The sequence below is a fragment of the Paenibacillus sp. 8b26 genome (assembly GCF_050626875.1).
Lineage (GTDB): Bacteria > Bacillota > Bacilli > Paenibacillales > Paenibacillaceae > Paenibacillus.
The window spans coordinates 4,204,880-4,217,776 of the sequence record NZ_CP192445.1; the positions used below are offsets into that span (position 1 = coordinate 4,204,880).

The 12,897-nt window shown below is 44.4% G+C and carries 11 protein-coding genes; 6 read left to right on the plus strand and 5 right to left on the minus strand.

Annotated features, from left to right (window positions below; translation table 11 throughout):
• Window positions 1–167: 167 nt before the first annotated feature.
• A complete protein-coding gene (locus tag ACQ4MX_RS19490; protein ID WP_431086782.1) occupies window positions 168–1,865 on the plus strand; it encodes a M3 family oligoendopeptidase in 1,698 nt (565 codons plus the stop codon).
• A 162-nt stretch (window positions 1,866–2,027) separates the two neighbouring features.
• On the opposite strand, the gene ACQ4MX_RS19495 is transcribed toward ACQ4MX_RS19490, so the two are convergent.
• On the minus strand, window positions 2,028–2,999 hold the full coding sequence (locus ACQ4MX_RS19495; protein ID WP_431086784.1) for a ring-cleaving dioxygenase: 972 nt from the start codon (window positions 2,997–2,999) through the stop codon (window positions 2,028–2,030).
• 238 nt (window positions 3,000–3,237) lie between these two features.
• Between ACQ4MX_RS19495 and ACQ4MX_RS19500 the strand changes: the two genes are divergently transcribed.
• The gene (locus tag ACQ4MX_RS19500; protein ID WP_431086786.1) at window positions 3,238–3,768 is read left to right on the plus strand and encodes a GNAT family N-acetyltransferase; all 531 of its coding nucleotides are present in this window, start codon (window positions 3,238–3,240) and stop codon (window positions 3,766–3,768) included.
• A gap of 106 nt (window positions 3,769–3,874) precedes the next feature.
• Here ACQ4MX_RS19500 and ACQ4MX_RS19505 read toward each other — a convergent pair whose 3' ends face one another.
• The 4 genes from ACQ4MX_RS19505 to ACQ4MX_RS19520 form a co-directional block, all read right to left on the minus strand.
• Window positions 3,875–6,415, minus strand: coding sequence for an ABC transporter permease (locus ACQ4MX_RS19505; protein ID WP_431086787.1), 2,541 nt, complete (start codon window positions 6,413–6,415; stop codon window positions 3,875–3,877).
• Window positions 6,412–7,089 (minus strand): ABC transporter ATP-binding protein, encoded by a 678-nt coding sequence (locus ACQ4MX_RS19510; RefSeq protein WP_149095211.1) that lies wholly within the window; start codon window positions 7,087–7,089, stop codon window positions 6,412–6,414. The genes ACQ4MX_RS19505 and ACQ4MX_RS19510 overlap by 4 nt, the downstream gene beginning before the upstream one ends.
• Before the next feature lie 106 nt (window positions 7,090–7,195).
• On the minus strand, window positions 7,196–8,113 hold the full coding sequence (locus tag ACQ4MX_RS19515; RefSeq protein WP_431086790.1) for a sensor histidine kinase: 918 nt from the start codon (window positions 8,111–8,113) through the stop codon (window positions 7,196–7,198).
• Window position 8,114: 1 nt separating this feature from the next.
• The gene (locus tag ACQ4MX_RS19520) at window positions 8,115–8,792 is read right to left on the minus strand and encodes a response regulator transcription factor (RefSeq protein ID WP_431091367.1); all 678 of its coding nucleotides are present in this window, start codon (window positions 8,790–8,792) and stop codon (window positions 8,115–8,117) included.
• Between the two features lie 325 nt (window positions 8,793–9,117).
• Between ACQ4MX_RS19520 and ACQ4MX_RS19525 the strand changes: the two genes are divergently transcribed.
• From ACQ4MX_RS19525 to ACQ4MX_RS19540, 4 genes are read left to right on the plus strand one after another with little or no spacing between them, the layout of a single operon-like run.
• Window positions 9,118–10,071, plus strand: a complete 954-nt coding sequence (locus ACQ4MX_RS19525; protein WP_431086792.1) for an ABC transporter permease — start codon at window positions 9,118–9,120, stop codon at window positions 10,069–10,071.
• On the plus strand, window positions 10,061–11,011 hold the full coding sequence (locus ACQ4MX_RS19530) for an iron chelate uptake ABC transporter family permease subunit (RefSeq protein WP_431086795.1): 951 nt from the start codon (window positions 10,061–10,063) through the stop codon (window positions 11,009–11,011). The genes ACQ4MX_RS19525 and ACQ4MX_RS19530 overlap by 11 nt, the downstream gene beginning before the upstream one ends.
• Window positions 11,005–11,763 carry an ABC transporter ATP-binding protein gene (locus tag ACQ4MX_RS19535; protein ID WP_431086798.1) on the plus strand — a complete coding sequence of 253 codons (759 nt, stop codon included), beginning with the start codon at window positions 11,005–11,007 and terminating at the stop codon, window positions 11,761–11,763. Before ACQ4MX_RS19530 ends, ACQ4MX_RS19535 begins: the two co-directional genes overlap by 7 nt.
• 12 nt (window positions 11,764–11,775) lie before the next feature.
• Window positions 11,776–12,759 (plus strand): siderophore ABC transporter substrate-binding protein, encoded by a 984-nt coding sequence (locus ACQ4MX_RS19540; RefSeq protein WP_431086801.1) that lies wholly within the window; start codon window positions 11,776–11,778, stop codon window positions 12,757–12,759.
• Window positions 12,760–12,897: the final 138 nt, after the last annotated feature.

The following is a 12,897-nucleotide window of genomic DNA, read 5'->3' on the forward strand; positions in this document are numbered from 1 at the left end:
TTAGGTAGTGCATCTCCGATCGTTAGCGTTTAGGCTAGAGTCTTTAAGCCGCAATACTTGGTATTGCGGTTTTTGATGTATTTTTTTGGAATTATATCTTCCAGTTTACTCTAGTCGTACTGTATAATAAGCATCAGATTTATTAAATTTAGGGAGGACTCGAAGCAATGACATTATTCAGCCAAATGGCTTATACTCGACCAGAGCAAGCTGAAATTGAACAGCGGTTTAAAACGCTTTTGCAGCAGTTTCGTGAAGCGGACAGCGTAGAGCGTCAAAATGAAGTTATTCATGCCATTAATAAGCTGCGCAGTAACGTGGAAACGCAATTGCAATTAGTAGAGGTTCGGCACTCCATTGATACGGAGGACACATTTTACAAAGCAGAGCAAGAGTACGCTGATGATTTCATGCCAGTCATTCAGGAGTATGTAACCGATTACTATCGTGCATTGGTAGACTCGCCGTTCAGAGCGGAGCTAGAGAGCCAGTGGGGCAGCCAGCTTTTCAGTATTGCCGAGGTATCACTCAAGTCGTTCCACCCGGATATTATTGAGGATTTGCAGCAGGAAAATAAGCTGACCTCCGAATACTCCCAATTGATTGCTTCGGCGAAGATCCCGTTCGAGGGAGAAGAACGTACATTGTCGCAGCTTCTGCCTTTTGAAATGGCTACAAACCGGGAGACACGCAAACAGGCCTCCGGGGCCAAGTATCAATTTATGAGCGAGCATGAGGATGAGCTGGATCGAATTTACGATGAACTGGTTAAGGTACGCACGCGTATGGCGCACAAGCTGGGCTACGATAACTTTGTAGAGCTGGGCTATGCCCGTTTGGGTCGTACCGATTATAATGCCACTATGGTTGCTAATTTTCGCGAACAAGTGCTGAAACATATCGTTCCGCTGGCAACAAAGCTCAAGGAACGCCAACGCGAGCGGATCGGAGTGGATCAGCTTCGCTATTATGATGAAGGCTTTAACTTTTTGTCAGGTAATCCTACACCCAAAGGCGACCCGGAGTGGATCATTCATAATGGAGCGCGTATGTATGAGGAGCTTTCACCGGAAACACATGAATTTTTCAGCTTTATGATCGAACGTGGGTTGATGGACCTGACTAGCAAAAAGGGCAAGCAAAGCGGAGGTTACTGCACATTTTTGAGCGAGTATGGCACGCCGTTTATTTTCTCCAATTTCAATGGTACATCCGGTGATATCGATGTGTTGACGCATGAAGCGGGCCATGCCTTTCAGGTGTACGAAAGTCGGCATTTTGAAATCCCCGAATACCACTGGCCAACCATGGAGGCGGCTGAAATTCATTCCATGAGTATGGAGTTTTTTGCATGGCCTTGGATGAAGCTGTTCTTCGAGGACGATACGGATAAATATCACTTTGAACATTTGTCCTCATCGTTGTTGTTTGTCCCTTACGGCGTAGCTGTGGATGAATTTCAGCATGCAGTATATGAACATCCAGACTGGACGCCAGCCGAACGTAAAAGCGCATGGCGCTCCATTGAACGCAAGTATAAACCGCATTTGGACTATGAAGGCAACGAGTATCTGGAGCAGGGCGGGTTCTGGCATAAGCAGGGACATATTTTCCAATCCCCGTTCTACTATATCGACTACACACTCGCGCAATTGTGCGCATTCCAATTCTGGAAACGTATGAGCATCGACCGGACAGCTGCGTGGGAAGATTACTTGAAGCTGTGCCGTGCCGGGGGAAGTCGTTCTTTTACCGGATTGGTGGAGCTGGCTGGTCTGATCTCGCCGTTCCAGGATGGATGTATCGCTTCTGTGATCGGAGAAATCGAAGCTTGGCTGAATAGCGTGGATGATAAAAAGCTGTAAGCTTAACCAAAAAGGGCATTTCGCTTACCTATGAAGGCCTAAAGGCTTGCAGATGAGATGTCCTTTTGGGTGGAAACAGAGCTGTTGCATGAAAAAAGCCGGGAACCTCTACATGATGTAGAAGTCCCGGCTTTGTGTGATTTTGGAGTTAAAATAACTCTATTAAATCTTGGTGTTCAGCGGTTTGAGGTTGGCTTCAATGGAGGCGCGACGCGATTCCAAAAATGGCGGTAACGCCAGCGATTCACCCAGAAACTCCAGTTCTTCATCTGTATCAAAGCCGGGTCCATCGGTTGCCAATTCAAACAAAATGCCGTTCGGCTCGCGGAAATACAATGAACGGAAGTAAAAGCGATCCACGAACCCTGAGCTGGAAATTTGCAGTTGGTTAATACGTTCCACCCACTGTCTAAGTTCTTCCTCAGTTGCAACACGGAAGGCTACATGATGCACACTGCCTCGTCCCGGGCGCTCTTGTGGAAGATCGTTACGTTCTTCCAGATGAACCTCGGTCCCGGTTCCACCTTCGTCGGTTTCATAGATGACCACATCAGGCTGCCCGGCAACGGTGGAAGGATAGGAGCCCTTTTTGCGGAAGCCCATCACCTGTTCCAGAATGAGGATCGTGTTCTCCGCTTTTGGAATGGTCAGATGAACCGGGCCAAGTCCGACGATGCCATATTCAGCAGGGACAGGGCTTTTCTCCCAAGGCGTACCGCCCCGCACTCCGTTGTCATGCTCATCCGAAACCAGGAAGAAGCGCTGCCCTTCAAAATCCTCAAACGAAAGCGCCAAACGTCCCGCTTGATCCGTAATTTCACCATGTTTTACATCCAATTGCTCGAAACGGTCTTTCCAGTAATCTAGTGCCTTGTCATTCGGTACCCGCAGGGAAAGCGCCGAAATGCTGTTATTCCCCGTACGAGTTTGCCCAGCATGCGGAATCTCAAAGAAAGTGACTTCGGTGCCAGCCGTTCCGCGCTCATCTCCATAAAAGAGGTGATAAACGCTCACATCATCCTGGTTCACCGTTTTCTTAATGAGTCGAAGACCCATTACCTGAGTATAAAAATCAACATTTTTAGCCGCCGCCGCCGTAATCGCCGAAACGTGATGCAATCCTAACAGTTTCATGTCATTGTCCTCCTTGGTTTTATATAATTAGCATGTAAAAGCGAAATGAACAGTAGTAAACGTTGCTTAATATTTATTGTCTTGATATTAAGATATATGATTTTGGAGCGATTGTCAACTCCAATTACGTATCCTGGCTCCAAGAACTGTAGGGGAAAAGAAATACAAAATAATGCATAATCATGTAAAATAAATACTTAAAAGCAGATTGGGAATTTATTTAAAAGGAGTGTGTTCGTTGTATACGGATAAGGATTTAACCATTAGGCCCGTTACAGAAGAAGACTTACAGGCTCTTTGGACGTTAACTTATAAAGAAGAAGCACCGGAATGGAAGCAATGGGATGCGCCTTATTATGAACATAAGACACTTTCTTTTGATGATTATTTAAAAGATAAGGAAAAGCGAATCGGGCAAGATGACTTTTGGCTCATTGAAGTGGAGGGTAAGATCATTGGATCGGTTAGCTACTATTGGGAGCATAAGCCTTCCCAATGGCTTGAAATGGGAATTGGTATTTTTGATGCGCAGTATTGGAGCGGTGGGTATGGTACCAGGGCACTTCGACTGTGGATCACGCATTTGTTTAATACATTACCTCTAGTAAGAGTAGGCTTTACAACCTGGTCAGGAAACCATCGGATGATGAAGGTTGGGGAGAAGCTGGGGATGACCTTGGAGGCCCGGCTTCGAAAGTGTAGATTTTATAATGGACAGTATTATGATTCGATCCGAATGGGGCTTTTGCGAGAAGAGTGGGAACTGTAGATATTCAGACAAAGATACCTTTCTAAGCATAAAAAGATGACCTCTGAATTTATCAGGAGTCATCTTTTTTTATTCCCACTGGGTACTTTGGACTTTCTCGGTAAATCTATTCTGATTCTCGAAGCCGCTCCACAATACTTTGTTTGTCATTCATAGAATAGACTGCTACTGGAATAAGTATCCCGAGCAATAACAGTAAAGGCAATAAGACTAGAAGCGGCCAAATTACAAAGTGATAGCTTAAAAGCCACAGCAAGCTGCAAAACGGTTTCACAATCAAAAGAGAGAATAAGACTGCCAATAGAATAGAGGTTAGGCTAGTAGCCCAAACATAATATAGCCCTTCATAAATCAGCATTCCCCGCAATTGCTTTTTAGTCATGCCTATACTCTGCAGCATAGCAAATTCTTTGCGTCGGGTCAGTATGCTGGTTAAAATCGCATTTATAAAGTTCAGGATACCAATCAGGCCAATAATCAAGCTGAGCAGGCCGCCGATCATCTCAACGGTGGTTTGCATACCTGATAAAGCGTCCCGTGATGTGATTTTGGATTCGTAGTTCATCATCGGTTCGATTGTTTCAGTGTAGCGCTTCAAAAAGCCCTGCATGGACACTTCCTGATTTGAGGATACATTAAATGCATAACTCATTACAGCGGGCTGTTTTACAAGTGGCTTGTATATATCCGCCGGGAGGTAGAAGCTATAGCTCTGAAGGCGATCCGAATTGGAAGATTTGATACCCACATGGCCAAGTACTGTAAACTTTTGCGTTATATACTCTCTATCCAGTGGAGCATCTGCTGTTCTCACATAACTATGCAAAGTAACGTTTTCTCCCACTTTATGATGAATGAATTCCATGTAAGGCTTGTCATTGTCGTTCAGTTCGACTCCCTCCAGGATATACTTACCGGAAGCTAGTTTCTTAAAATCAAGCTCACCATCAATCAATTGCAGCCGATGCAGGGGTAAATCTTCCAGCCCATACACTTCTACAAGGAAGTTGCCGCGAGCGTCAGTGTTCTGGGTATCATCCGTAATTCCCTTTGTATTCTCAGCCGTGAAAGCTGTTGGATCACCGTATAATCGGCCGCCTTCTTCAAAGCCCGGTTGTGCCTGTACAGCCTTAATAAAACTTTCAGTGGTCTCATTTTCATGGCCGCTGAAGCTGCTGGGAACCTGGAAATATTCAGCATGAGCAATGAGAAAATCGGTATCATTAAATTTGGATAAAAATTTATCCATATCAAAGCTCTGAGATAGTGTGAATACTGTATTCAGAAGAACCAAACTTAAAGAAAGACTCATAACCACTAAAACGGTGCGTTTTTTATTGCGTCCCAAATTGGAACGAGCCATGAGGTGGATTTTTGCACCTCCGGTTGATTTTTTCAGCTTACCATTGCCCTTGTTTACTCCACCTGTATATCTGACTGCTTCTACCGGCGATACGGATGACGCAACTCTGCCTGGCTTGAAAGTGCTGATCATTACGGTAATGAGCGCGAACAGAGCAGATCCGACAAAAATCCATGGGTTAGGGGATACAGATATCTCAGTACCGTTGAACACACTCATATTTATGATATAAGGAACAAACGATTTACCGATAAAAAAACCTGCTATCAATCCGATCGGGATTCCTAGCGCTGATAGAATCAGCGCTTGTCTGCGAATAATCCGGCGAATCTGCTTGCCGCTTGTACCGATCGTCTTTAAGAGACCGTAAAAACGGATATCTCGCATCACTGATATTTGGAAAATATTATATATAATCAAATAACCGGTAAACATGATCAGTAACAGGGCAGAAGTTAACGCTATGATTGTCTCTGTATCCACACTAAAATTGGTCGAGATGTATGACCAATTTACATTATTCGCGATATAGTTCGGTGCATCTTCGTCAAGCGAATACCCGCTTTCGGTAATCACTTTACTGAGCTTTCCCCGCAAATCAAGGCTGTTGTCGAACATCATATATGCACTAATGGTTCCTGTATAGAAGTGATCCTTTTTATAGTTGCTTTGTAATTCCTTAGCATGAGCATCGACATAGGCTTTAGAAGCGAATATTTGTCCTACGTTAACCACAGGATCACTTTTCCACCAGCCGGAGAGGACAAAATCACGCTGTACTTCTTTACCTCGTATTTTAAGCTTTAATCGCAAGGGTGCTCCAACCTCCAGTGGAACACCCAGTAGCTGTAACGTCTTGGAGTCTGCAATCACTTCGTTTTTCGCCGCAGGCTTGTGCCCCTCTTTAATCTCAATAAAACCAAGCTTCATCCCTACATCATCGTAATACCAGAATTCCGTATGGCGTTTTAGGAATTTATCGTTTATAACTCTGTCGCTTAATATACGGTTATAAGCTATTTCCTTGATCAATGGATGATCCTTGATATGATTAAATTCGTCATCCGTTATATATTTAAGTACGGCATGTCCATCTCCACCGACCTGTCGCATAGTTGCCCGTTGTAAGTTTTCAACAGTGCCAAGCCCCAAGGTGTACAACGTCGTAAATAACAGTGAAGTGAGAGCTATGGCAACAATAGCAAAGAGGTTACGGGCTTTGTTTACTTTGAAGCTCTTACCTGCCAGATTGCGGATCGTTTTTTTATTTCTAACCTGAATCATTTGCCTTCACCACCGACCATTTTACCGTCCTCAATTCGAATGATCCGATCTGCCATTTGCGCAATTTCCTCGTTGTGCGTAATCATCACCATCGTTTGGCGGAACTGTTGACTGGATACTTTGATCAGCCCCATCACATCCAGACTGGTTTTACTGTCCAGGTTCCCGGTGGGTTCATCTGCTAAGACAATTGCGGGTTTCGCTGCTAGCGCTCTGGCAATGGCTACACGCTGCTGTTGGCCTCCCGAAAGATGGTTGGGCAGATTATTCAACTTTTGGTCAAGACCCAAGGTATGTACAATTTTATCTATGTGGGCTTTGTCCGGTTCTTTTCCGTCCAGTTCAATAGGAAGCACAATATTTTCGTAGACATTCAAGACAGGCACCAGGTTGTAATTTTGAAACACGAAGCCAATCTTTCGTCTGCGAAAAATAGTCAATTCTTCGTCTTTCAATGTAAAAATATCTTTGCCGTCAATCGTAACGTTTCCGCTTGTTGGACGATCAAGTCCACCCAGCATATGCAGAAGGGTCGACTTGCCGCTCCCGGACGTACCGACAATAGCGACAAATTCTCCGCTTTCCACCTTCAGGTTCACACCGTCTAAAGCGTGGACAGCAGTATCCCCGTTGCCGTAGTACTTTTTCAACTCCTGAGTTTTTAATAGAGCCATACACTTTCTCCTCCATAAAAAAGTCTGTATTGTGGCGCCCTGCAATACAAACTGTATCATATCAATCTTTCTACAATCTTTCTGAAATCTAACGGTGTTGAAAGAATTAAGTATCCATAGAAAGAAAAATAGAGAAGGTAGAGCCACGGCCGTAGCGTGACCGTACCCTGATGTAACCACCTTCAGCCGCAAGGATTTCTCTCGCTAAGAACAGCCCAATACCGACACCTTCCTGCGTGTTTACAGTAGGGGAGCGATAGAAGCGGGTAAAGATTTTACCTTGTTCATTTTCTGCAATCCCTATGCCATTATCGGTAATATCAATTTGGCAAAACAAATCATACGCGATCACATTCATGGAGATGCTCCCGCCGGCTTCTGTATATTTCACAGCATTGTCCATAATATTGTAGACTGCTTCGGTCGTCCATTTCAGATCAAAGCATGCATGAATCGTTGTATTCTCCATAACAACCGAGATACCTTTGGCAACCGCTTTCGGCATAATTTGCTCCTTTGCACTGTGCAGGAGCTTATGAACAGATTCCTGCCTTGGCGATACTGTGATAATCCCCGTTTCAAGTTGTGATGTTTTCAACAATGCCTGGATAAGAAAGTTAAGCTTTTCTGCCTGTGTGGAGAGGGCCTTCACACAAGTGGACGCATCCTGCGATAATTCGTATTCACTAAGCAGTTGGGAATACAGCAAGATATTAGCCACAGGCGTTTTCGTTTGATGCGAAATATCAGAAATAAGCTCATTTATTTTGTTCTTTTCGGCAAGCAGATTTTTGGAGGACACGGAGCAAATGGAAAGAAACCGTGCCAGCTTTGTCTCTACTGCAGATAAAACGGATTCGTCGAAAACACGCTCTGAAAAGTTGCCATCTATTGCAGTATCAATCATCTCCTGAATGGTTTTCATGGTTTTATGTACGTTTTTGCGATATAGAAGAATGGCAGTCCCGACAGCGAATAAAGCAGTAATGGTAATTCCAATACATATGTAATTAAGTGCTGACAAATTATCTCACCGCCCATGTGTAGCCAATACCATAAACCGTCTTAATGTATCGGGGAGAGGAGGGGGAATCCTCCAATTTGTCCCGTAGTCTTTTTACTGTAACAGACAAGGCGTTTTCACCTACATACTCAGCTCCATCAGTCCAGATGCTGTCTATTAAATGATCGCGAGATACAGTATTGCCTCGATTATCGATTAGGACGCGCAACAATTTTTGTTCAGTTTTACTTAGTTCAATGGGCGTACCATTCTTAATAAATTCCATTTTGTTAAAAGAAAAAGAAAAACCATCAAGCTGAAAGGAATCGGAAAGTGGATACCCAGCTCTTTTTAGCTGAACGCCGACTCTTGCTCTCAGTACCATGAGGCTGAAAGGCTTGGTGATATAGTCGTCAGCCCCCAGTTCAAAACCAGTGACGACATCTGTTTCCATATCATTCGCAGTCAGAACGATGACGGGTATATTTGTTTTTTTTCGTATATGGGTTAAAAGATCGAGTCCATTCCCATCTGGCAAGTTTACATCAAGAATCACTAGGTCAAAGGCAGTAACGTTCAATTGTTCTTTTGCAGTAGCTATGTCATACGTTTGCGTAAATACGTTGTTAGGTTCTTTAAGAGCAAGAACAATACCGTTACTCAAGGCGATATCGTCCTCGACGATTAATATGTAGTTCATCATTCTCCTCCTGTATTTTGATTAACCAAGTCGTTGAACACGGATTTCAAGAACCGCTCACAATAAAAATGTAAAAGAGGACTCAAAATTCTCTATTTCCAGTTTACAGGATATTGCTTTTATTTGCTCATTTGCTCTCAGGCTGTCGAGGCACTTGCCAGCATCTTTTTTTTCATGTTTGTTCATTTCAAAAGATTTGACAGATACGCGAGGACTGATATAATTTATGCTAGTTGATTTTTGATAATGATTATCATTATTGGAGGGGAGGACAGGGCCGAAGCTTGGTACAGGTTGTTGGAGAACAGGCTCCCTTGGTTAGAACATGAAATTGCGTTATTTAATACTGGCTGTTCTGGTACTGGCCTTCGCCTCGGTTTTTATCGGTGTTCATGATGTAACTCCACTTGATTTGTTCCACTTAACCGAGGATCAGGCGCAGGTACTCCTGATTAGCAGATTCCCACGTTTGATCAGTATCATTATCGCAGGGGCGAGTATGAGTATCTGTGGGCTCATTATGCAGCAGCTTACCCGGAACCGATTTGTATCTCCCACCACTGCAGGGACGATGGATGCGGCACGATTGGGTGTGCTGATGGCTATTATGGTGTTTGGAGCGGCGGGATTTTGGACGAAGATGCTGACGGCTTTCGGGTTTGCCCTGGCGGGGACACTGATTTTCATGAAAATACTGGATAAAATCCGTTTCAAGGACCCAGTATTTATCCCGCTGGTCGGTTTAATGTTCGGGGGCATTTTAAATTCGGTGACGACCTTTTTCGCCTATAAATACAATCTGATCCAGAGCATTTCCTCGTGGATGCAGGGTGATTTTTCACTGGTGATGAGTGGTCGCTATGAGATGCTGTATCTTAGTGTTCCTTTGGTTGCATTAGCGTACATATATGCGAATCGTTTCACAATTGCAGGCATGGGCGAGGATTTCGCGGCAAATTTGGGCGTACATTACAAGCGCACCCTCAATGTTGGTCTGGTGATCGTGGCTTTGGTTTCCTCCGTAGTCATATTGACCGTGGGAACGATCCCTTTTCTGGGGCTGGTTGTACCCAATCTGGTCAGCATGTATATGGGCGATAATCTGAAAAAAAGTTTGGCCCATACCGCGACCTTGGGCGCCGTCTTTGTGCTGTTTTGCGATATTTTGGGACGGGTCATCATTTATCCGTATGAAATATCTGTAGGGCTTACGGTGGGTGTGATCGGGAGCGCGTTGTTCTTGTATTTGCTGCTGAGGAGAAGGGCTTATGAATCCTAAATTAAAAATCGGAATATTAGCCGCTGCCGCGCTTGTGTTGATTGCTGCTTTCGTGTTTATAGATCTTCCGCATACCTGGCATTACGCGCTGCCACGACGATTGAAAAAGATCGCAGCCTTCATTCTGACAGGTGGCTCCATTGCTTTTGCAACCGTTATTTTCCAGACGGTTACGAATAATAAGATTTTGACTCCCGGTATTATCGGACTGGATTCACTGTACATGCTGATTCAGACGACGATTATTTTTGCATTGGGTTCCGTCCCTTTCATTTCGACCAGCAAAGAATTGAACTTTTTGCTGTCGGTGGGGCTGATGGTGCTGTTCGCAGGACTGCTATACAAATTAATTTTCCGCAAAGATGGACGCGGGATTTATGTGCTTTTGCTGATTGGTCTGGTGTTCGGCACACTATTCAACAGTCTATCTACCTTTATGGAGGTACTGATTGATCCGAACGAATTTGCGAAAATCCAGGACAAGAGCTTTGCCAGCTTCAGTAATGTAAACACCGAGCTACTGTGGCTTTCTGTATTCATTCTTGTGCTTGTATTTGCTTATGCGTGGAGATTCATCAAGTATCTGGACGTGCTGTCGCTCGGACGAGAGCATGCGATTAATTTAGGGCTCCCTTATGGTTTTATTATCAAAAGGCTGCTAATTATCGTAGCGATTCTTATCTCCATATCCACGGCACTGGTCGGACCGATTACGTTTCTCGGATTAATTGTGGCCAATGTGGCTTATCAGGTGATGAAAACCTATCAGCATCGTTATATTATTCCGGCCTCTATTTGTGTCAGTGTCATTGCGTTGGCAGGATGCCAACTGCTGGCAGAAAGAGTATTCGACTTATCGACAACGGTGAGCGTCATTATTAACTTTATCGGGGGGGTGTACTTCCTGTACCTTTTGTTGCGGGAGAATAAATCATGGTAGAAGTCAAAAACGTATCCAAACGCTACGGGAATAAAAATGTGGTGGATCAGGTATCCGTCATTGTACCGAAAGGCACCATTACCTCCTTTATTGGACCTAACGGCGCTGGAAAAAGCACCTTGTTGTCGATGATTAGTCGCCTGACTGACAGTGATGAGGGAGAAATCCTCATTGACGGGCAGGCCGTGAGCCTGACGAAAAGTGAGGAGCTGGCTCGGAAGATATCTATTTTAAAACAGACCAATGATGTCAATATCCGCTTAACCGTGAAGGAGCTGGTCAGCTTCGGCCGTTTTCCGTATTCCAAGGGTAGATTGAACAGCGAGGATCGCAAAATGGTGGAGCAGTCTATGGCCTACATGGGGCTGGAGGATATGAAGGACAAGCATATTGATTTGCTTAGTGGGGGACAGCGACAGCGGGCTTTTATTGCCATGATTTTGGCTCAGGACACGGAATACATACTGCTCGATGAGCCGCTGAACAATTTGGATATGAAGCATTCGGTTCAGATTATGAAGACGCTACGCGGTTTGGTGGATGATCTCGGCAAAACGATTCTGGTCGTGCTTCACGACATTAATTTTGCTTCCTGCTATTCGGACTATATTGTGGGGATGAAGGACGGCAGGCTGCTGAAGCAGGGAACCGCTGACGAAATGATTGATAGTCAGGTATTAAAGGATTTGTACGATATGGATATTCCGATTCAACAGATCGGGGAACATAAAATTTGCGTTTATTTCACTTAGGGGGAATGTTAAATGAAGAAAAATATGATGTTTTTAACGCTGATACTGGCGCTGGTACTGATCGTGTCAGCCTGTGGCAAAGCGGCTCCAGCTACACAGGAAGCGACTGGCAACGGCTCATCTTCTACTGCAACAACAGAATCCAAAACCATCGAAGTTAAACATGCACTGGATGAAAACCCGGTCCAAGTCAAAGTTAATCCGAAAAATGTCGTTGTTTTTGATTTTGGCTCATTGGATACGTTGGATAAGCTGGGTGTTGACGTTGCGGCGGTAGCGCAGCAGGATCTTCCTACGTATTTGAGCAAATATAAAGATTCCAAATATGCAAGTGCAGGCACGCTGTTTGAACCGGATTACGAGAAGATCAGTGATCTGTCTCCTGAATTGATCATCATCGGTGGCAGACAAGCAGATGCGTACAAAGAATTGAGCAAAATTGCACCCACCATTTCGTTGGCTGTAGACACCAAGGATTATATAAACTCCTTTAAGAAAAACGTTGAAACACTGGGTCAAATCTTCAACAAAGAGGATGCTGCCAAGCAGGAACTGGCTGCGATTGATAGCTCCATCAAGGCCGTACATGACAAGGCTGTAGCGAGCAAAGCTAAAGGACTGATCGTGTTGACGAATGAAGGAAGCCTGAGCGCATATGGCTCACAATCCCGCTTCGGTATCATTCATGATGCTTTCGGCGTAACCCCTGTAGATCCTGACATTAAAGTATCCACGCATGGACAAAAGGTTTCTTTTGAATATGTACAGCAAAAAAATCCGGATTACATCTTTGTCGTTGACCGTGGAGCAGTCGTGGTGGAGGAAGGCAAGGAACAGGTTACAGGCAAACAAACGATTGAAAACGAGCTGGTGAAGAAAACCAATGCATTTAAAAACGGTCATATTGTGTATCTTGACCCGAACTACTGGTACTTGTCAGGTAATGGTCTGGAATCCGTGTCCGAAATGATCAAGGAAATTGATGCCGCGCTGTAATGGATAACTTGTACACGATGGAGATTTGCATACGATGAAAGATCATCTGGATTACCAGCGTCAATTCCCCGAGGCCATCAAGTGGTTGTTCCGATAGCACGAATGTAATATGGACTTTATGCAATAATCCCAAAGGAT

Excerpts from the sequence above, each read along its gene's own strand:
- ACQ4MX_RS19490 (WP_431086782.1), top strand. The coding sequence starts at position 168 with ATGACATTATTCAGCCAAATGGCTTATACTCGACCAGAGCAAGCTGAA.
- ACQ4MX_RS19505 (WP_431086787.1), bottom strand. The coding sequence starts at position 6,415 with ATGATTCAGGTTAGAAATAAAAAAACGATCCGCAATCTGGCAGGTAAG.
- ACQ4MX_RS19530 (WP_431086795.1), top strand. The coding sequence starts at position 10,061 with ATGAATCCTAAATTAAAAATCGGAATATTAGCCGCTGCCGCGCTTGTG.
- ACQ4MX_RS19540 (WP_431086801.1), top strand. The coding sequence starts at position 11,776 with ATGAAGAAAAATATGATGTTTTTAACGCTGATACTGGCGCTGGTACTG.
- ACQ4MX_RS19535 (WP_431086798.1), top strand. The coding sequence starts at position 11,005 with ATGGTAGAAGTCAAAAACGTATCCAAACGCTACGGGAATAAAAATGTG.
- ACQ4MX_RS19520 (WP_431091367.1), bottom strand. The coding sequence starts at position 8,792 with ATGAACTACATATTAATCGTCGAGGACGATATCGCCTTGAGTAACGGT.
- ACQ4MX_RS19525 (WP_431086792.1), top strand. The coding sequence starts at position 9,118 with ATGAAATTGCGTTATTTAATACTGGCTGTTCTGGTACTGGCCTTCGCC.
- ACQ4MX_RS19495 (WP_431086784.1), bottom strand. The coding sequence starts at position 2,999 with ATGAAACTGTTAGGATTGCATCACGTTTCGGCGATTACGGCGGCGGCG.
- ACQ4MX_RS19510 (WP_149095211.1), bottom strand. The coding sequence starts at position 7,089 with ATGGCTCTATTAAAAACTCAGGAGTTGAAAAAGTACTACGGCAACGGG.